This is a genomic window from Leeuwenhoekiella sp. ZYFB001 (assembly GCF_011784865.1).
Lineage (GTDB): Bacteria > Bacteroidota > Bacteroidia > Flavobacteriales > Flavobacteriaceae > Leeuwenhoekiella > Leeuwenhoekiella palythoae.
This window is the reverse complement of sequence record NZ_CP050460.1, coordinates 705,026-726,195: the sequence shown is the minus strand read 5'-3', so window position 1 is coordinate 726,195 and position 21,170 is coordinate 705,026. Positions and strand designations below refer to the sequence as shown.

The window sequence follows — 21,170 nt, the reverse complement described above, 5'->3', positions numbered from 1 at the left end:
AGATTCAAAGCGAATGCTTCTAATATGTTACTTAAAGAAGTTTCGCAAATATATAATTATGAGGTAAATATATAAAAAAGAACAAGTTGTAGTTAGTATTACCTACATTATTTGTGTTAAATTTTATGAGCTTGCTTAAATCAAGAGCTGAGCGCATGATTCCTAATCAAAAATATCTTTTACAATTTGGAGAAAATGTTCTTAAAAGAAGAATAGCTCTAAAATTAAGCTACCGCCAATTAGCTCAAAAATGTGATATTGATTTTAGTGCTATCTCTAAAATTGAGAAAGGTCAAAAAAGCTTAGAATTCCAAACTATTATTGAGCTTTCCAAAGGTTTGGAAATACATCCTAAAGATCTTTTTGATTTTGATTTTCCACTGGAGGAAACAGGTAAATAACCTTATACCTCTTTCATACACTCCTCATACTGTATCCATACTCTATCTATGCTTTATCTAGGGCTTATCTACGGGTGAACCTAGTAGCTGCATTATAGCCTTATCTGGGTGTCCTTTAATCCTGATGGGGCTATACACCTTTAGATGTTAGTCCTAAATAAACTATACTCCATAGCTATTTAAAATACAGGGTTCTGTAAGGCAGTTCCTATTGTAATGTTTAACTTAGTCTCATCTCATAATCAAGAAAATGAAAAGACTACAATTAATTTTATTGGTATTACTGATCATCGGAATTGGGTTAACAAGCTGTTCTGATGATGCTATAGTAGAGACAGACCTCACAGCTCCTAAAGTTTTTATACAAAGTCCAATTTTACTACTATCCTACTCGACAGATATTGGAAATAATAATGTTCCCTATAAGGTTAATCTGAGAGCCCAAGGGGCAGATGAAAAGGAATTAGAAAAAATGGAATTACAAGTAACGGATAGTGATGGAACAATTGTTTTGGAAAAAACTCAACATGCTCTTAGCGATTCTGAACAAATAATTACTATTTCTGAAGGTTTTGAAACTACCACAATCGGAACTTACACAGCGGTGTTTACTGCTATTGATACAAATGGAAATTTCTCCTCTGATAAAGTCGTCTTTCAATACAAAAACTAGTTAGGTGTACACGTAACAAATCTATAGCTCTCAAAATTGTCGTTCTTCTTTAGGAAATATCTATATTCATTAAATAAAGGCATAATACTTATGAATATTAGTTTCACTAAAAAACAAGAAGAGTATATCTCTGAGCAAGAGGCTTCCAGAGAATATCAAAATAATAGCGATGTTATACGAGATGCCTTAAGACTTCACGGCATCTATCGCGAAAAAGTCATACAAGATTTAAGAAAGGAAATTGAATTGGGCTGGAATGGCCCGGATAGTTCTATGACTTTGGATGAGCTTATTGAAGCTAAAAAAACTAAATCGCGATGACCGTGTTGAATCTAACACTCCTCAAATACAGAATTCCGTAACGCTCTAAATTCTTTTTTACTTAGGTTTGAGTTTATTGATAATAATATATATTTTTAAGTCCCCTTCCATTTAGAAAACTAATCAAAAATTCATGCCCTCAAGCTTTAATTTCCTCCAGCCGGATTATCCGGAACTTTATGGGATTGCTGCACTTGCCGAAAAACTTTATACTGTTGACCCCAGTTCGTCGATAGCTAAAGCGCGCTTACTGGCTGAAAAGACTAGTGTTTTAATCTGGGACTTTGAAGAACTGGATGAATTTAGCGGCAGACAAGTAGACCGCATCAATCAGCTGGCTTACCGCAATGTTATACCGGACATCATCAAAGGTATTTTACATACCATACGCACCTCAGGAAACAAAGCGAGCCACGACGGGACGGGTTCAAAACCAGAAGCCCTATTCATTCTGAAAAAGTGCTTTCAGCTTTCTAAATGGTTTTACGAAACCTACGAGAATGACTACATCGCTGAAACCAACTATCAGCTTACCGAAGAAAATAAACTTTCTGTAAAAGAGCTATCCGATCAGGTGGACTTTCTGGCACAGCAAGTGGCCGATTACAAAGAAAAAATAGAGCAACTCAACAGCTCTAAAGCCGTAACCGATTCGCGTAAAAAACGCAGTGAGCGCGTTGCTAAAAAATTAAACTTAAGCGAGAAAGATACACGCCTGACGCTTATTGACGAGCAATTGAGGGCTGCGGGGTGGGAGTGTGATACGCTAGAGCTCAATTATAAAACCCATAAAACACTACCTGAGAAAGGCCGGTTTATAGCTATATCTGAATGGCCTTGTGAAGGTAAATGGGCAGATTATGCCTTATTTATTGGTACTACGCTATACGGTATTGTAGAAGCTAAAAAATACAGCAGTGATATTTCAACTGATTTAAGGCAGTCTAAAATTTATGCTGGGTGCATTGAGGCTACAGAACAGTTTCAACTATTAGGGGACTGGTTTGACTATAAAGCTCCCTTTTTGTTTTCAACAAATGGTAGGGACTATTTGGAACAAATTAAAACCAAGAGTGGGATCTGGTTCCTAGACATACGCAATAAGCACAACCATCCTTATCCGCTGAAAGGTTGGTTTTCCCCACAAGGTCTTATTGACTTATTTGATAAGAAAACTGAAGAAGAAAATAAGCGTCTGGTTCAAAGCGATTACGACTATCTGCAGGTTAAAAGCGGACTCGGCTTAAGGGATTACCAGATTGAAGCTATCAAGGCAGTTGAGACCAAGATCATTAAAAATACAGACGAGTTAAAATCCCTTTTGGTAATGGCAACCGGAACTGGAAAAACTCGAACTGTAATAGGCCTTACCTATCGCTTGATTAAAGCCAACCGGTTTAAGCGCATTTTATTTTTGACCGACCGGCGCTTATTAGCAAAACAGGCCTTAGGCAATTACAAAGACAATAAAGTTGAAGGGATAAATACCTTTTCTGAGGTGTATCAAATTGAGGATATGAAGACCTCAATACCCGATGCTGATACCCGTATTCATTTCGCAACCGTGCAAAGTCTGGTTAAACGCCTGTTTTATAACGATACGGATAAATTACCCATCGACACCTACGACTGCATCATCATTGATGAGGCGCACCGGGGTTATAATCTGGACAAAGAACTGGATGAAGAAGATTTCAGCTTTAAAGATCAAAACGACTATGTAAGCCAGTATAAACGCGTAATCGAATACTTTAACGCTTACATCATTGGATTGACGGCCACACCGGCGCTGCATACCACACAGATCTTTGGGAAACCCGTGTACTCGTATTCGTATCGGCAAGCGGTCATTGATGGATACCTTGCAGATCACGACCCTCCGCATCGTATTAAAACAAAACTCAGTGAAGAGGGTATTCTCTGGAAAAAAGGTGAACGGCCAAAAGTATTCAATCCGGAAACCAATAAAATCGAAGAACTCGCTGAACTGGAAGATGATATGCTGGTGGAAATCGAACAGTTTAATAAACTGGTCATTACCGATGATTTTAACCGTACGGTTATTAAACAACTCGTGCAGTATCTGGACCCCAACAGCGAAGAGAAGACCCTGATTTTTGCAGTTAGAGATTCACACGCCGATTTAATTGTAACCCAATTACACGAGGAGTTTCACAACATAGGCTATGATGTACCACAGGGAGCTATTGAAAAAATAACCGGTCAGGCCTACGATCCTGAAGAACTAACCCGCAGGTATAAAAACGAAAAGTTTCCGAACATCGCAGTTACCGTAGACTTACTAACCACTGGTATTGATGTCCCAGCCATTTGTAATCTGGTATTCCTACGCCGGGTAAGTTCGCGTATTCTGTTTGAGCAAATGCTGGGCCGTGCTACCCGTAAATGTGATGAGATTGGGAAAGAGTCTTTTGATATTTATGATGCTGTACGTGTGCACGAAGCGCTTGAGGATTATACCCAGATGAAACCCGTAAGCAATCCTTCAACCTCCTTTACTCAACTGGTAGAAGAGCTTGATCATATTGGAACCGACGAACGGGTACAAACTCAGGTAGAGCAATTATTATCCAAACTGCAGCGCAAACGAAAGAAAATTGAAGCGGAGGATTTAGAAGAGTTCATCTATCGCTCCGGTGGATTGGAGCCTCAGGAAATTATTGAGACCATAAAAAATGCTTCGCAGCAGGAAGTCAAAAAAATCATTCAGTCTTATTCCAGCTTATGGAATTATTTGGATAGAAAAATCTACAGACCGAAAGTACAGCTCGTTTCTGAACATAAAGATGAGTTTCTGGGGATAGACCGGGATTATGGTAAAGTGCAGAAACCTGAAGACTATATCGAAGGCTTTAAAAAATACATCGAAGAAAATAAAAATAAAATAGCTGCATTACAAGCTATTGTGACCAGCCCTACTTCCCTAGACCGTAAGAGTCTGAAGGAACTCAAATTACAGCTGGATGCAGAAGGTTTTAATACCCGCGCGCTTCAGACTGCCTGGAAACAGGCCAAAAATCAAGACATCGCAGCAGATATCATTGCCTATATTCGCACCCTGGCGCTTGATGTAGATTTGATTCCTCAGGAGCAGCGCATTACTAATGCTTTCATCAAAGTACAGGCGATGCGTAACTGGAATAAAATTCAACAACGCTGGCTTGATCGCTTTAAGGCGCAGCTTATCGCTGAAGCCATTTTAACCAAAGAAGATTTAAACAATGATCCTTTTAAAGAGGAAGGCGGCTATACCCGTATCAATAAAATTTTTGAAGGCAATGTAGATGCAGTACTTCAAGCTTTAAATGATAATTTATATTCAGAAGGTGCTTAAAATACTTCGACTGCGCTCGGTGTAACAACCCAATTAGCTAAGCGTGGTCAAAAAAATGTCAGTTCGAGCGCAGTCGAGAACAAAGCAACTAATACAAATCAAGAATAACAACTACCCTAATGAGCGCAGATGAAATCGCTAATAAACTCTGGAACCTGTGTAATGTTTTACGCGATGATGGAGTTACCTATCACCAATATTTAAATGAACTCACCTATATCCTCTTCCTTAAGCTCAGTGAGGTTAAAGACTTTGAAAAGCATATCCCCGAGCAGTACCGCTGGAGGGGTTTTGTAGAAGAGACCGATAATATTGAAGCCTTTAACCGCTATCGTAAGTTTCTGGCCGAGATTAGCAACGAAAGCAGCAGTGCCAGTATCAAAGAGATTTATGCGAATGCCTCTACCAGTTTACGCAAACCGGTAAACTTCAACACGCTAGTGCAGGCGATAGATGAGCTCGACTGGTACGAAGAAAACGACCGGGATACGATGGGTGACATTTATGAGAGCCTGCTGGAAAAGAACGCTGGAGAGAAAAAAAGCGGTGCCGGGCAGTACTTTACTCCACGCCCGCTCATCAACATTATGGTGGCATTACTCGCTCCCAAACTGGGCGAACGCTGGAATGACCCGGCAGCGGGTACTTTTGGCTTTATGATCGCTGCAGATGATTATTTGCGGAATAAATACCAAAATTATTACGCCCTCAACGAAAAAGACCGTAAGTTTCAAAAAGAAGAAGCCTTTAGCGGGGTTGAGTTGGTTACCGATGCGCATCGTCTAGCTCTTATGAACGCCCGCCTGCACGGAATGGAAAGCAACATTTATTTGCAGGATACCTTGACGGAATTTGGTAAAAGCTTAAAGAATTATGACGGGGTGCTGGCCAACCCGCCTTTTGGAACCAAAAAAGGAGGCGAGCGCCCTACCCGGGATGACTTTACCTTCCCCACCAGCAACAAGCAGCTTAACTTTTTACAACACATTTACCGAAGCCTTAAAAAAGACGGTAAAGCCCGTGCTGCAGTGGTGTTGCCCGATAACGTACTCTTTGAAGATGGTGACGGCCAGCGCATACGTAAAGATTTGATGGACAAGTGTAACCTGCATACTATTTTACGCTTGCCTACCGGAATCTTCTATGCCGCCGGTGTAAAAACGAACGTATTATTCTTTACCCGTGGAAAAGAAGAATTGAATAACACGCAAGGCGTGTGGTTTTATGATATGCGTACCAATGTGCCTAATTATGGGAAGCGCACGCCGTTTACCGAAAAAGCTTTTGAAGGTTTTGTAGAAGCCTATACCGGCGGGATCAAGGTAGATACTTTAGAAGAGGAGTTTCACGGGGTTATTGATGAAACAAAACGTAAAAGCATTAAAGATGAACGCTGGCAGTATATCACCCGGGAAAGCATTGCTAAAAAGAATGACAGTTTAGATCTGGGTCTTATTGCTGATGACAGCATCAGCAGGGCGGATGATCTAGGCGATCCTGTAGATATTGCCAAAGAAGCGCTTGCAGAATTAAACAGCATTACAGCTAAGCTTAATGTATTAATTAAAGAATTAGTGTAATGGCAAGTCGAGGAGATATTGATTATAACTCAGTCCAACCTAATTTATTACCAAATTGGAAAACTATTGATTTTGAAAATTCTTTAGATAAAACACCAAAGTATGTAAAACATAAGACGAAAGGATTATCAAATAATGGCACCTATCCAGTTATTGATCAAGGAGATAGTTTTATAGGAGGTTACATAGATGATCCTGATAAAATATACACTGGTGAGTACCCTATTATTGTTTTTGGAGATCATACTCGAGTCGTTAAGTTTATTGATTTTGAATTTGCTGTAGGAGCTGATGGCACAAAGATTCTAAGACCGAAAAGCCAGCTAAAACCCAAATTTTTCTTCTACTATCTTAAAACACTTAAAATACCAGATCTTGGTTATAGCCGTCATTTCAAGATTCTAAAAGAAATTCAAGTGCCCCTTCCTCCGCGCGCTGAGCAGGATCGTATTGTAGCCAAATTAGACACCTTGTTTGAGCAGTTGGAGCACATCAATAAAAGCCTGGACCACATCCCAACCCTATTGAAAAACTTTAGGCAGCAGGTTTTAACTCAGGCAGTGACGGGTAAGTTGACGGAAGAGTGGAGAAAGGGCAAGGAATTGCAAAGTCCGAATGAAATAATAAGTGAAATTTATAACAACCGCGCCGAAAACTTAAAAGGAAATAAGTTAACTAAACTTCAAGAAATTTATAGTGACAGTGATTCTAGCTTAGATTTTCCTATACCAAGTAATTGGATAGAAATTAATCTAGATAAAATCTGTACATCCTTCTCATACGGCACATCCTCCAAGTCTAATAATGAAGGTACATATCCCGTCTTAAGAATGGGAAATATACAACAAGGTAAATTAGATTGGAGTGATCTTAAATACACTTCGGATAGTGACGAATATGAAAAATACAAACTTAATAAAGGAGATGTCTTGTTTAATAGAACAAACAGCCCTGAATTAGTTGGCAAAACCTCAATATATCGCGGTGAAATACCAGCTCTTTACGCAGGTTATTTGATAAAAATTGACTCGATGAAGGAGTTAAATTCTGAATTTCTTAATATAGTTCTAAACACTAATTACGCAAAAAAATGGTGTTGGGAAGTGAAAACAGATGGTGTTAGTCAATCAAATATTAACGCAACAAAACTATCAAAATTCACACTCCCCTTTCCTTCTCCCGATGAACAACAAGAAATTGTCAATCGTGTAGAAAATCTCTTTGCCAAAGTAGATGCCATTGAGGTACATTACGAGGCTTTAAAAACCAAAATAGAACACTTGCCCCAAGCTATCTTACATAAAGCCTTTAAAGGAGAGCTCGTACCGCAATTAGAAAGTGATGGGGATGCCCGGGAGTTGTTGAGGGAGATTGAGGGGGTGAAAAAAGGGATATCTGGAACTAAGAAGAAAACTGCAACTAAAAAATGAAAGGTATGGAGTTATTATTCATTCATATTAGAAAACCTTATGGGACTTTAGAAAACAAAAGTTTTAACCTATCCTCAAAGTTTGACATCAATTTTAATAAAGAAAATAATGAACTAAACATTTCAAATAATACTAATTCTTTAAAAGATTTTTTTGGAAAAAATATTACAAATGTCACTTGTGTCATAGGTGAAAATGGGGTTGGTAAAACAACATTCCTAAGGTATATAAAGGAGCTCTATTTTGAAAGAAGGAATGAAATCGATGTAAGAGAAGGAGATATAATAGTATATCAAAAAAGCAATAAAATTGTAGTACATACCAGTATTAATTCAAAAAACATCAATGTCAATATTCAAAATTTAGACTTAAAGCCTGAAACAATCGCCTACAGAAAAAAGCCTAAATTATTTGATCATTTAAAAAGTGAATTAACAATTTACTATTCAAACAATTTTGATTTATATGATGATTTTATTGAATCTGAAATCTTATATAATACATCTACCCCATATCTTTCTAGGACATATAATGCAAGGATAAATAGAGAGTTTCAAACAAAAAAAGTAACTGCAGAACAGCGATTCTTATTAAATGAATTTCAAAGAAATAGAAATTTCCTTGGATCAGAGAAATCTAACAGCATAAGAAAGCTTTTGAAAAGGGTTGATTATGTTGAAATTATTCCATTTGAAAAAAAAGACACAGACTATAAGAGGCTTACCAAGTCAATTGAAAAAAATAGTTCGAAAACTAATCAAAAGATAAGTAGGAAACTTCCTGAACTAATTAATCACGTTGCAAATGCCTTTTATACTCAAAAAAAAGGAATTATTTCGGAATCAAAAAGAAGATTATATAATATAATAATAACAGAAATTATTTTTTTTGAAGTATTAGCTAAGTTTATAAAACTAGAAATAAATAGTTCTGAAAAAATTGATTTGGTGCTTGATAGATTTGTTTCAGCTATTTACAATAATGATGAAAAGGGATATTTAGATAGGTTTCTAAGACAAATGCTTGAGATCTTCAATAACTCTAATTATGAAAAAGAAAACTCTACAAGAGAATATTTTGCTAATTTAATTGAGTTAGTAGATTTAATTATTTATCAGGATAGTTTATGGATGAACATTCCAGATAGAGCAACTGTTAAGACAGACGACACGCTGTTGGATAGAGTTATTAATATATATTTTAAAATTCCATTTTCGAAAAATTCAATTAAACTAGATTGGTCAAGACTAAGTGCCGGCGAAGAATCTATGATTACTTTTTTCTCAAGAATAGATGCGGCCCTGAGACTTAAAAGCAAAAGGCGCGATAACATTCTTATTTTAATTGATGAAGGCGACTTATATTTTCATCCAGAATGGCAACGTCAATATTTAAAAGCCATTTTTGATTTTTTGACACAATATCCTGAGTATAATTTTCAAATATTACTAACATCTCATTCGCCTTTTATTTTAAGTGATCTCCCACAAGATAATGTATTAACATTTGAAAGAACAATTGACGGAATAAAGGTCGCCAAGAATACTTTAAGCAAAACTTTTGGTGGTAATATTCATGAGTTATTAATTGACAAATTCTTCTTGAGAGATGGTATAATTGGTTCCTTCGCAGATAGTAAAATAACAGACTTAATTCAAAGAGTCAATGAAAAAAAGACAACATCCCAAGATAAATCCTTAATAGATGAAATTGGAGACAAATTTTTAGCAACTGCAATCAAAACCAATTTGGAAGAATAAAATGATTAAAATTAAACTAGAAAATCCAAAGCAGGTAGAGAAAGAATATTTTGAAAAAATCTCTTCTAAATTAATCAAAAGAATTACTTGTGTAAAAAAGGCTATTGATCACCTAAATGGATTTCCTGTAAATATTGGGGTCGGTGAAATAGACTTCATTAAGAATGCAACAATTAGTATCATTAAAGAAATTGATCCCGATAATGAAATTAGAGTTGGTAAAAAATATTCCACCCGAGATTTTAATGCCGATGTATATACAACTTCATTAAATACTTACATCCAAAGTAACAATAATTTAAATAATGCTCAGCTCACAAGAATCTCTAATCTTTTCAATAAATTATTGTTGAATGATAGCGTAAAGCTTAAGAGATTATTAAAATGTAATGCTAGCCAATTAAAGAATACTAGCAATGAATTCACATTAGGATTAACACTCCCCGATGACTTATTCTATATTAAATTAGCCTTTAATTACAAGCAACATTCGGAGATAGCTAATTTAGTTAGGGAATTCTTTAGAGAAAAAAATTTCATCGAATATTGTCCTTATTGCAATCTTGACAAGATAAAATATATTGCTGATTCGAAAGAAAATGCTGCTGCTAGTCATGATCTTGATCATTTTTTTGACAAAGCAAGGTTTCCATTATTATGTTATTCAATCTATAATTTGGTCCCTTCTGACACTACTTGTAATCAAACAAACAAGGGCACAATAGAATTTACAAATGATTATCACTTAAATCCTTATTTAGACGGTTTTAATAAAAGCCTAATATTTACATCAGTATTAAGTGGAGTGCGCAATCCGAGATATAAAGTGGTATTAAAATCCGAAGTAAATCAAACGAGTCCTGAATACAAAAGAATATTCGGTAAATATTCTCATCCAGACGATAAATCCTTTGGAAACGTCAATGCATTTAAATTAAAAGCTAGGTATGAAGATGAGACACATCAAGCATTGTTCATTGCTAGCAAACTTGATTTGCATGATAAGGGATATTTATATTCAATTACAAAATATTTCAAATTGTTGGCTAAGGGTAAATTAAGTGATAGCTATATGAAATATTATGAATACACATTTGCAACACCCTTCGATGAAGTTAATTTTCAAAATTTTAAATATGCCAAATTCAATAGAGATCTTCACGATCAATATTTTGATTTACTGTTTGGTGACAATAAATCCATGAAAAAGAGACTTGAGTATATTTTCTATAAGAAATAAACTGTTATAAATAGAAAATTTATGAGTAATCTATCCCAAAAAATAGTGGATGTTGCCTTACGGCTACCTTGTCTACCCACTATACCTAGAAAGAACTTCTTTGACATTTTGCGTGTTCAACGTAAAGAAACACTAAATAGTAATGTTCTAGCCTACTTCTTCAATCCCAATGAAGATCACGCTTATGGTGACCTCTTTAAGAATGCATTACTTGAAGTTTTAAAATCTAAAAAAGGTAATATTAATGATGTGTTTTACAACTCGGTTATTTCTGTAGTTACCGAAGAGCGTACGAGTTTTGTAAAAGAAGAAGAGAATCGTTTAAAATCTATTGATATCGTTCTTGAAGGTAGGGATTGGTGCATTTTAATAGAAAATAAAATAGATCATTTATTAAATAATCCACTTGATATTTATTTAGAGCACGCGCAATCAAAAAAGAAGGAATTGCTGTGTTTAGTCTTGAGTTTAGAACTCCTGGACCCAAAACCCGGTTCTGAGTTCATCAATATTACACATCAGGAACTTATTAATGAAGTGCGCAAAGAAATACCCTTTGATACTTCCATTCCAGAATTAGACATTTTCTATCTAAGAGAATATTTTAAGAATATAGAATCTCATTATTTTAACCTTAGCAACCAACCCAAAATGAATGATATCGTGACCGCTCTTGCATCTAACCACAAGGCAGTAAATGAAATTGAGCAGAAAAAAAAGGGAAGCTATTAACTTTTTGGATGCTGAAATACAGAGAATTTTCGAATCATTTAATTATGTGGAATATGAACTTTGGTATGTACACCCTAAAGACGAGAATCTAGCATTCTGGATTAGCGATGCAAAAGAAATTATCGAGACCAATCAAGTCTTTATCATATTTGAAGTTTGGAAGGAGTTGAAAACCAAAACCTCTGAAGAAGAAATACAAAAACTAATTGAAATTAAAAGCATTTCTCCTTGCCTTTATCATGATAGAGTAACTGATAAAAAAGGCAGATATAAACTTGTCACATTTTATGAGCAGGAATTCATAGGATCTAATATCAATTTTTCTAAAAAACTAAGAAGGATACTACGGGAGGTATTCTTTAGTCCTGATGGCATTGAAGCTCAGGCTCTCCATAAACTAAACTTAGGTTTGGAGCCGGCCTTAAAAACGGCAAACAATTAATTATAAAAAAAATAAACAGTTACGTATGAATGAATTCTACGTTCAAACCTTACTTGATGAAGTTACAGTTCTTAAAAAACGAATTACCAGACTTGGAGCTTTATTTTACATATGCCCTGTAGTTTATTTTTTAATTGATAACAGTATAGATATAAATGTTTCGCTTGGTTTTGTAAGCATTGCTAATAACGAAATAATTTTAAGTTTTATGCCTACTCTTTGCTTAGGCATATATTATTACTTATTCTATTCTGCAACCAAAATGAATTCTCTACTCATGCTTATTGAAGCTTTAGCTCCTAAGGATAAAGAAAGTCGAGCTTGGCTTAGTGGAATATGGCCGGATTTCGCATTGAACAATATGTTTTTAGAATTGGCTAAAAGCTCATTTTCAACTATTTTCTTATTAATACCTTTTTTTTTATTAATTGTTTGTATCCCTCTCGTTTTCCAAATCTACATAACCTACGAGCTCATACTGGAAACAATTTTAGAAGGAACCTTTGTACTATGGTTTTTGAGTGCTGTAACTATTACTCTAATATTTGTGATCTTCTATCCAATATTAACAGGAAAAGACCTAAGCGATCTTTTTCAAGAAAGAGCTAAGCTTATAAAAAAGCTTGAGAATGAATCTGATAAATAGAAAATAGTAAAGAAAGTAATTTATGATCTCTCAAAACCTATCAAAAGAATCATCTTATTACACTTGGGTAGAAACCCATAAAGAATTGGTTCACTTTTTAGAAAAGAAAAGAAATGATCAGCCGGCATTGATTAAAATTCTTACCGAGACCGGTGTTAATGTACAAGACGATAAATCATCTTATGATACTTCTATACCATTAGAAGAGATAGATCCCTTTACCTTTTTCTGTTATATCTACATTTATGGTGAAAAGAAAAGGCTTAAGGTTTTGCAGAATATTGCAGATCAGCTAGGCTTTACAAGACCTAAAGACGAGCGCGGTCTTCCTTCTGCCAATGCGCAAAAGACTTGGTTATTTCCTTATAAGTACGATAGAACGAATGAAATTGATACGTTATGGAACCTATTTGATCAAACTGTATCAAAAAATCTAACACAAGAGCTTTTTGAAAAAGCACTGGCGATTAACGGCATTGGTAAAACAAAAATCACCGAAGCACTTTTTTATGTAGATCCAGAAAATTTCTTCCCTATTAACGGTCCTTCAAAACTCTATTTGAAGGAGGTTTTGAATATTGATCCAACCTTTAAAACACTTGAGGATTATCAAACAATATTATCTCAAATAAGAAACAAATCCTCTAAAGCCTTCGCTGAGCTTTCGTACAACTCCTGGGAATATTCAGAATCGAAGAAAAAAGTCAATTATTGGTTATTTCAGGGCAATCCAGAAGTTTATAACATCACCAAAGCATTAAAGGGCGGTCATATCAAAAGCTGGAAAGTAAGTGCCCATAAAGACAAGATTAAGAAGGGTGACAAGGTCATAATTTGGCAAACGGGTAAGCAATCAGGTTGCTATGCATTAGCAGAAATAACAAGTGATGTAGGTGAATTTGAAGAAAAAAGTTATGAGACACAGTACTATGTTAAAGAACCTGATAATACTTACGAGTCTCGCGTAAAGCTAAAAATTTCGCATTATGCTGCTGATTCTCCTCTTCTTTGGGATGAATTAAAAAACCTTCCTAAATTACAAGACCTAAATGCTGGAAATAGAGGCACTAATTTCAGTGCTTCAAAATCCCAATTTGATACTTTAAAGACCTTGATTGAGAACAATACAAAAAATAAAAAGTATTGGCTTTATTCCCCAGGTGAGAATGCTGATCAATGGGAAGAGTTCTATAAATTGGGAATTGTAGGCTTAGGCTGGGATGAGCTGGGCAATCTTTCTAATTATTCATCCAAAAGAACACTTCAAGCAAAATTAAAAGAGCTATCAGAAGGGACAACTGACAGGCGTAATGATGCAACTGCTAATTGGGACTTTGCGCATACTATAAACCAAGGTGATTACATCATTGTAAAAAAAGGAAGAAGTCAATTACTGGGTTATGGTATTATTCGATCCAATTATTATTATGACGAAGCTCGAAAAGAATATAAAAGCTGTAGAAAAGTTGATTGGATTTGTAAAGGAGTGTGGAATCCCGAAAAGCAATTGGCCATAAAAACCTTAACAAATATCACTTCAGTACCCTCTGAAGTTGAGAAATTTGATTTTCTTCACGAACACTTACTTTCAATAATTATGAATACTCCGAAGCAAAGAAATGAAAGTATCTCTTTAAACCAACTATTCTATGGCCCGCCGGGTACAGGTAAAACCTATAATACGGTCTCCCAGTCTGCTGAAATAATCACAGGCCAAAAGATAGATAACTATGAGAATGCTCTTGAAATATTTCAGAAGCAATTAGGCAATCGGATTCAGTTTATTACTTTTCATCAAAACTACAGCTACGAAGACTTCATTCAAGGCCTTAGACCCGATGTGGAAAACAAAGAACTCAGCTTTCAACGTAACGATGGGTTATTTACTCAAGTAGCTACACAAGCTCTTTTTGAATATTACAAAGAGCTTGAAAAACAAAAGCTAATTTCAAGCACTGAAAATTTAAAAGAACCTGAACTGGGAGAAGTATATGCTGCCTATTTTAAATCTTTGAAGAAGGGACAAGTATTTGAAACCAAATCAGGGAGTTCTATTCAAATTATAGGTTTTTCAAAAAGCAAAAATGTAGAGTATGCTCATTTTGAAAATGGAAGGCCTTACTTAGTATCCCAAGATCGTCTTTTGAGACTTTATGAGATCTTTCCCAATATTGATCAAATTCAAAAAATTCACGATGATATTAGAGAAGCTATAGGTGGTTGCAATACAACCGTTTATTATGTGGCACTTAGGGAATTTATAAATTTTAGATCAAACTACATCTCAGAGTATCATCAAGAAGTATCTGAGGGAGACATCTATGATGAATTAATGTATGATGACATTAGTTATGATCGCAAAAAAGAACTGTTAGCTAAAACCCCTCTAGAGCAAATACGGTCAATACCTATAGATGCTGTACCCTCTTATATTTTGATCATAGACGAAATAAATAGAGCCAATATATCAAGAGTATTTGGTGAACTGATAACCTTATTAGAATCCGATAAACGCTCTCATGGTAAATTACCGCTCACCTGTACTTTACCCTCAGGTGAACGCTTTATTGTACCCTCAAATCTTTATTTGATTGGGACTATGAATACTGCAGATAAATCAATCGCCCTCTTAGACATCGCATTGCGAAGACGCTTTAAATTTATCCCTATGTATCCTAATAGCAAGGTTGAAGGCGTTCAAAGACCAGAAATTCTTGAGAAAATAAACGAAAAAATTATTAAGTTAAAAACCCGAGATTTTACGATAGGGCACTCCTATTTTATGGAAGATGAATTTAATCTTAAAGAAACTATTGATAATAAAATTATTCCTCTTCTCTTAGAATATTTTATGAATGATGAGAAAGAGGTAATAGGCATTCTCGATTTTGCAGGTTTAGAGATTGGTAACTGGCCTCTTGAGTTTATCAAAGAAAAGGCACATGATTAATCTTTTTGAATATCAAAATCAAGAACCTTTTGAAGCAGATCAATTTGATGAATTAGAGCTGTTTTTGGATGATATCTGGAATAAGCGAGAAAAGTCATCCTACTTCTCCGATTCTGAGGATGAAGAGCTAGTTGAAGCCCAACGATTTTTACAATTACTCAGAAAAGAGCATCATCTAAAATCAAACAAGTATGTTGGTGTTATTCATTTTAATAAGCAAACAATAAACCTACTCCCGAAGGTTTTTTTTCAAAATGGAAAAACCTACACAGAAAAGGATGTTCGCTCAATCAATGCACATGTATTATGGTGGCTGAGCTACTGCAGAAAATTGCGTTTTCCTAATTATCAAACGGGCCTCACAAATGAAAAGGAAGATTTCTTTGAGATTCTAATTTATCTGTTCAGCAAGTATACCAAACAGTTATTGTCCTCATCTATTTTTCAGCAGTATGTTAATGTAGAACGGGATCTGAATGTCGTAAAAGGTAGTGTTAACTTTAATGCGTATGTTGGTAATCATATCTCAAGAGGAAACTACCATCACATTCCTTGTTCCTACGATTCTTTCGAATTAGACAATACGTTTAATCGATGTATTAAATATGTAGCGGAGCTATTACTAACAGTATCTAAAGACAGTCAATCTAAACGAAATCTAAGAGATATTCTATTTATTCTTGATGAAGTAAGTGGAGAATCCATCACGGCAAATCAATGTAGAAGTATACAATTCAATCCCATGTTTAAGGAATTTGAAACCGTTAGGGATTATTGCATACTCTTTTTAGAAAACTCAGTTTCTTTTAACTATAAAAGCTCTTTACAATTATTTGCTTTTCTCCTACCCATGGAATACGTGTTTGAAGACTTTGTTTTTGGGTTTATCCAAAAAGAAATAGAGGAGCTTAATGCTAAGGCACAAATCTCAAACACCTTTTTAGATACTAACAGGCATTTTGCACTCAAGCCAGACCTACTATTAAATTATAAAGACCAACACATTGTTGCTGACACTAAGTACAAAATTGTAAATCTAGATGAGCAAGATTCAAAAAGGGGAATCTCACAATCTGATCTTTATCAAATGGTTTCTTATGCTATACGCTTTGAATCAAAAAAAATAATTCTGTTTTATCCAAATTCTATCAACGCTATTGAGCCCTGTGAAATAAAAACCTTGCAAGTCCAAGACATGCTTGCTGAAGGTCAGGAAATAGAAGTAAAGGCTTATCAAATACCGTTTATACAGACTTTAGATTTGTTAGAACATCAAAATACCATGACAATTTTTAGTCAATTTGATATATTAAGGCTAGAGCTTACTGAATGTTTCATTGAAATTTTAGAAAATAACGCAAAATAATTATTTCTAAGTTTTATAAGCTAATTTTCCACTCTATTAATCTAAGGCGTTTAGACACTTGATTAAGTGTATTTAAAACTTCATTTTCAGGAGGCAATTCTCCATAAACTAAAAACTTAAATTCATTTTGATACGTAGCCCTAATCTTCCTCCAGATCTCTTCAGGAATTTTGAATACCAGAGCATCTTTAGGATGATTGGATAACCACTGATTATTGTTTTTGAAGCTTTGTACATCGTCATTACCAACTTTCACCAACATTAATTCGAAGGCTTCAGAATTAAAAAATTCAAATAAATTTATGTCTTTCAATAATTGATGAATGTCATAAACATGCCTGATTTTTGCCTTTAAATCTTCAATAGGATTTAAAGAATAAGAAAAACGAACCAGGCTCATTATTTTTTCACATAGTGTTCGAGTTGTATCCAATACCAGGACTTCAAAAGGTAATAAATCATATTCTTTTGCCAAATCACCTTGATTAGTGGCTAGCATCATCTCATATATATAGGTATTCAAAACACGTTTAGTATAGGGTTCAAAATAGCCTAACCAAGTCGCTTCAATGATTATAGTGTCTCGAACCTGACCATAATTTCCTTTAAACGTTTTGGGATAATTATAAGCTATCTTTCTTATCATTCCCTTTTTATTACTTATTCCCTCCTGCTCGACTTCTTCAAATGGAGCCGAAATTTCATTCGTTACATCTCTAAGTTTACGTTTCAGTTGATTTGCTGTATCCTCTTCTCGTTTCAGAATGACTAAATCTATATCCTCTGAAAAACGCTCTATATACTTATAGCATTTAGATAGCGCAGTTCCACCTTTAAATATAGCCTCTTCCTTAATTTTGCTTTCAAAGATTAGTTTGAGCGCATAACATACCCAATAGTCCTTTTCTATATAAATATCCAAAATTCCCATTCGTTCCGCGGTAACTTTTACCGCTTGCTTGAAAAGAGTATTATTCTCGTGTAAATTCATTTTATATTCCAATTTTCTGCATTGGGTAAGATCTCTTTTGAAACATTCAGCTTATAAGTTGATATAGGATTTAACGTTTCAAATAATGTATTTAAAATGTCCTTATCGCTATATTCAATTCTGTCTAATAATGCTCCAACTAGAGCTCTGGTAGACGGTGGATATTTTGCAGCTAACTTTATAAGTCTTTGCTTTTCATAGTTTTTCAAATCTGATAATAATGAAGTTATCCGAATACAACTTTTATCAATAGTTGTATCTGGTATCTTCTTTATATAACGTATAGCATCTAAGATTTGTAATAGAGGTACATTTTCTCTTGTTATTGTATTTTTTTGCTTTATAAAAGAAATTTTAAATCGTTCTCTTTTAAAAGCAGGTCTAATTTCATTTTTACCTATTTGTATCCTATTACTAACCTGTGTTGTTAACCCTAATGAATTATATATACTATAACCTGTTAAATAGCCTATAATTTTACCTTCATCTTCTAATAAATCTTTTACTATTTGGTATTGATTGGGCTGTAGTGTTCCAAAAACAGTTTCTTCAGGCTTATAGTATTTTCCCTTAGACAATTTATTAATATTGCCAGCGGCAACCATCCTATTTAAATGCTTAATAACAGCTTCTTTATCATTCACCTCTGTACTAAAATCAGTATAGGTGAAAATATATCCTTTCGGAAGCTTATTTATCTTATCCCTTATATATACTGATATTTTCACTATTTATGTTTTAATCAAAAATAAAAAAAATGTCCAGTTTTTTATATAAAAAACTGGACATTTTAAAACTTATAAAAATAATTTGCTTGTGTATACAGATAGCGGTAACTTCGAACTCGAGTTCGAAGTTACCGCTATCTGTATACATCGACTTAAGTAATTAAAATCCGAAAAAGACAGAATTAACAAAGTATTCCTTTCTAACACACGGATATTAAAAAATTACAAATAAAAATAATTTACTCTAGAACATCCTCAAGATCCATAACCTCTACCCTATCGCTCAATTTATAAATCAATTGAAAGGTCGTTTTACACTGGTAGCGTTTACGAAGATCAAAAAGCTTTTTATCAATGCTGCTCAACGAATAAGGGCGTAACTTGTAATACCGTAATACTTTTCGCGTTTGGATGATAGTAGCCCCGTGCGCCAACGCACTGATGAGATATACTTCATATTTTGACAAATTATCCATTCTTAAAGTTAATTAAACCTTGAGTCTAAAACTAGTATTTATTTTGAATCAGTTTTAAACTTGAAAATCATGCATTCTCTTAATAAAAAATTAGTTTTAGCTTTACGAATTTCTGGGTAATACTTATCCTTTCTAACATGTAAAAACAGATCAGGCTCTACACCTATTTTACACCTCAATCTTCGGGAAGTCTTATAAATAAAGAACCCGAAACTATTGTATTGGAAAGTAAGCCACCCATTGAAAAAACAAACTTCTATGAAAAAACTACAGCTACTTCCCATCATATTACTGTCGCTCCTTACTTCGTTGAGTCGGGCGCAAAAGGTGATCCCTGAAAGCTATATCAATCCATTAGATATCGATTATACCTATATGGTCTATAATTCGAGTAAGAACATATCGTACCGCTCAGGTGCAGACCCGGCGGTGATCGAGTTCCGTGGAGAGTATTATATGTTTGTCACCCGCTCGTTTGGTTATTGGCATTCTACTGATCTAGTCAATTGGGATTTCATCAAACCCAAGCAGTGGTTTTTTGAGGGAAGCAATGCTCCCACGGCATTTAATTATAAGGATTCGCTGGTTTATTTTGCCGGTGATCCTGCCGGATATGGCAGTATTTTATATACCGATAATCCCAAGGAAGGCATATGGAATCCGGTGGCTTCTATAAGCAATAATATTCAGGATTCTGAATTGTTTATTGACGACGATGGCAAAACTTATTTGTACTGGGGTTCTTCTAATGTGCATCCCATTCGAGTCAAAATGCTCAATAAAGACGATCGCATGTTGGAAACCGGAGTGACCAAGGATCTCATCAATCTGGATGAGGAAGCGCACGGCTGGGAGCGTTTTGGCGAAAACAACTTCCACCCTACCCTAAAAGAAGGCTATATGGAAGGCGCTTCGATGACCAAGCACGATGGCAAATACTACTTGCAATACGCCGCGCCCGGCACGCAGTTTAATGTATATGGAGACGGAGTTTATATGGGCGAAACACCGCTGGGTCCGTTTAAATATATGCCTAACAATCCGATGAGTTTTAAACCCGGAGGCTTTACTAACGGGGCGGGCCACGGAATCACGGTGAAACAAACCAACGGGCAGTACTGGCATTTTGCGACAATGGCTCTGGCATCTAACTCGCACTGGGAGCGCCGACTGTGTATGTTTCCAACGTATTTTGATGAAGACGGACTCATGTATTCCAATACCAGCTATGGCGATTATCCGCGTTATGCGCCAAGCCATCCTACCAAGGCCGGTGAACATAACGGCTGGATGTTATTGTCGTATAAAGGAAATGCGACTGTTTCGTCCTCGCAGTTACAAATCACTAAAAGCACGATCACTGATGGAGATTTTGAAGTCACTGAAATTCCTAAAAAAACCAACGCTGACGGAAGCATTCTTTCTGAAGTATTAACTGACGAAAACCCGAAGTCGTTTTGGGTTGCTGAAGCGAATGATGCCAAACAATGGGTAACGATCCAAATGAATCAGCCCGGAAACGTATATGCACTTCAGCTGAATTTTCACGATCACGAAAGCGGGATCTACACGCGTGTGGAAGGCTTAAAGCATAGATTCATCATAGAAACTTCAGAAGATGGTAAAACCTGGGAAACGGTTATTGATCGTTCCAAGAGCTATAAAGACACGCCCAATGCCTATTTAGTGTTAAACCAACCGGTAAAAGCCACGTACATACGTTACAAAAACATCAAAGTTCCCGGCAATAATCTCGCACTCTCTGAAATTCGTGTCTTTGGAAAAGGATTTGGTAAAAAACCTACAAAGGTCAAAGCTTTTACAATAGATAGACAAACCGACCGCAGGGATGCACAACTCACTTGGGATGCTATCAAAAGCGCCCAAGGCTATAACATTCACTGGGGTATTGCTCCTGATAAATTGTATCAGTCGTGGTTGGTTTATGACGAGCACGAACTCTTTATGCGCTGTTTAGATCGGGATCAGACCTATTACTTTTCCATCGAAGCCTTTAATGAAAATGGAATTTCCGAAAAAACTGAGGTGATAAAGGTGGATTAATAATCTGCTTCTTTT

General features: G+C 35.4%; 17 protein-coding genes. 14 read left to right on the top strand and 3 right to left on the bottom strand.

Translation table 11 applies throughout. The features are described from left to right. Nucleotides 1-125 precede the first annotated feature (125 nt). The 13 genes from HCN54_RS03080 (at nucleotide 126) to HCN54_RS03020 (ending at nucleotide 16,896) form a co-directional block, all read left to right on the top strand. A complete protein-coding gene (locus HCN54_RS03080) occupies nucleotides 126-401 on the top strand; it encodes a helix-turn-helix domain-containing protein (RefSeq protein ID WP_240924938.1) in 276 nt (91 codons plus the stop codon). A 250-nt stretch (nucleotides 402-651) separates the two neighbouring features. Next, complete coding sequence (locus HCN54_RS03075; protein WP_167596480.1) at nucleotides 652-1,074, top strand: hypothetical protein; 423 nt, start codon at nucleotides 652-654, stop codon at nucleotides 1,072-1,074. A 90-nt stretch (nucleotides 1,075-1,164) separates the two neighbouring features. After that, a complete protein-coding gene (locus HCN54_RS03070; protein ID WP_167596479.1) occupies nucleotides 1,165-1,395 on the top strand; it encodes a type II toxin-antitoxin system ParD family antitoxin in 231 nt (76 codons plus the stop codon). Between the two features lie 133 nt (nucleotides 1,396-1,528). Beyond that, on the top strand, nucleotides 1,529-4,750 hold the full coding sequence (hsdR, locus tag HCN54_RS03065) for a type I restriction-modification system endonuclease (protein WP_167596478.1): 3,222 nt from the start codon (nucleotides 1,529-1,531) through the stop codon (nucleotides 4,748-4,750). Between the two features lie 119 nt (nucleotides 4,751-4,869). Then, nucleotides 4,870-6,330 carry an N-6 DNA methylase gene (locus HCN54_RS03060; protein WP_167596477.1) on the top strand — a complete coding sequence of 487 codons (1,461 nt, stop codon included), beginning with the start codon at nucleotides 4,870-4,872 and terminating at the stop codon, nucleotides 6,328-6,330. Next, entirely contained in the window at nucleotides 6,330-7,760 is a 1,431-nt protein-coding gene (locus HCN54_RS03055) for a restriction endonuclease subunit S (protein ID WP_167596476.1), read from the top strand. The genes HCN54_RS03060 and HCN54_RS03055 overlap by 1 nt, the downstream gene beginning before the upstream one ends. Before the next feature lie 5 nt (nucleotides 7,761-7,765). Next, nucleotides 7,766-9,520, top strand: coding sequence for an AAA family ATPase (locus HCN54_RS03050; RefSeq protein WP_167596475.1), 1,755 nt, complete (start codon nucleotides 7,766-7,768; stop codon nucleotides 9,518-9,520). 1 nt (nucleotide 9,521) lies between these two features. After that, nucleotides 9,522-10,760 (top strand): hypothetical protein, encoded by a 1,239-nt coding sequence (locus HCN54_RS03045; protein WP_167596474.1) that lies wholly within the window; start codon nucleotides 9,522-9,524, stop codon nucleotides 10,758-10,760. 21 nt (nucleotides 10,761-10,781) lie between these two features. Continuing rightward, nucleotides 10,782-11,492 (top strand): PD-(D/E)XK nuclease family protein, encoded by a 711-nt coding sequence (locus HCN54_RS03040; RefSeq protein WP_167596473.1) that lies wholly within the window; start codon nucleotides 10,782-10,784, stop codon nucleotides 11,490-11,492. Further along, nucleotides 11,458-11,934: a hypothetical protein gene (locus tag HCN54_RS03035; protein WP_167596472.1), complete on the top strand. Its 477-nt coding sequence runs from the start codon at nucleotides 11,458-11,460 to the stop codon at nucleotides 11,932-11,934. Before HCN54_RS03040 ends, HCN54_RS03035 begins: the two co-directional genes overlap by 35 nt. A gap of 25 nt (nucleotides 11,935-11,959) precedes the next feature. Then, nucleotides 11,960-12,580, top strand: coding sequence for a hypothetical protein (locus HCN54_RS03030; protein ID WP_167596471.1), 621 nt, complete (start codon nucleotides 11,960-11,962; stop codon nucleotides 12,578-12,580). Nucleotides 12,581-12,602: 22 nt separating this feature from the next. Continuing rightward, nucleotides 12,603-15,530, top strand: coding sequence for an EVE domain-containing protein (locus tag HCN54_RS03025; protein ID WP_167596470.1), 2,928 nt, complete (start codon nucleotides 12,603-12,605; stop codon nucleotides 15,528-15,530). Beyond that, complete coding sequence (locus HCN54_RS03020; protein WP_167596469.1) at nucleotides 15,523-16,896, top strand: McrC family protein; 1,374 nt, start codon at nucleotides 15,523-15,525, stop codon at nucleotides 16,894-16,896. Before HCN54_RS03025 ends, HCN54_RS03020 begins: the two co-directional genes overlap by 8 nt. Nucleotides 16,897-16,909: 13 nt before the next feature. Here the strand turns inward: HCN54_RS03020 and HCN54_RS03015 are convergent, their stop codons facing one another. From HCN54_RS03015 to HCN54_RS03005, 3 genes are all read right to left on the bottom strand, one after another. Beyond that, the gene (locus tag HCN54_RS03015; protein ID WP_167596468.1) at nucleotides 16,910-17,887 is read right to left on the bottom strand and encodes a nucleotidyl transferase AbiEii/AbiGii toxin family protein; all 978 of its coding nucleotides are present in this window, start codon (nucleotides 17,885-17,887) and stop codon (nucleotides 16,910-16,912) included. Continuing rightward, the gene (locus tag HCN54_RS03010) at nucleotides 17,884-18,615 is read right to left on the bottom strand and encodes a DUF6088 family protein (RefSeq protein ID WP_167596467.1); all 732 of its coding nucleotides are present in this window, start codon (nucleotides 18,613-18,615) and stop codon (nucleotides 17,884-17,886) included. The genes HCN54_RS03015 and HCN54_RS03010 overlap by 4 nt, the downstream gene beginning before the upstream one ends. A 239-nt stretch (nucleotides 18,616-18,854) precedes the next feature. Continuing rightward, the gene (locus HCN54_RS03005) at nucleotides 18,855-19,091 is read right to left on the bottom strand and encodes a hypothetical protein (RefSeq protein ID WP_167596466.1); all 237 of its coding nucleotides are present in this window, start codon (nucleotides 19,089-19,091) and stop codon (nucleotides 18,855-18,857) included. Nucleotides 19,092-19,349: 258 nt separating this feature from the next. Between HCN54_RS03005 and HCN54_RS03000 the strand changes: the two genes are divergently transcribed. Then, nucleotides 19,350-21,155 carry a family 43 glycosylhydrolase gene (locus HCN54_RS03000; protein ID WP_167596465.1) on the top strand — a complete coding sequence of 602 codons (1,806 nt, stop codon included), beginning with the start codon at nucleotides 19,350-19,352 and terminating at the stop codon, nucleotides 21,153-21,155. Nucleotides 21,156-21,170 lie beyond the last annotated feature (15 nt).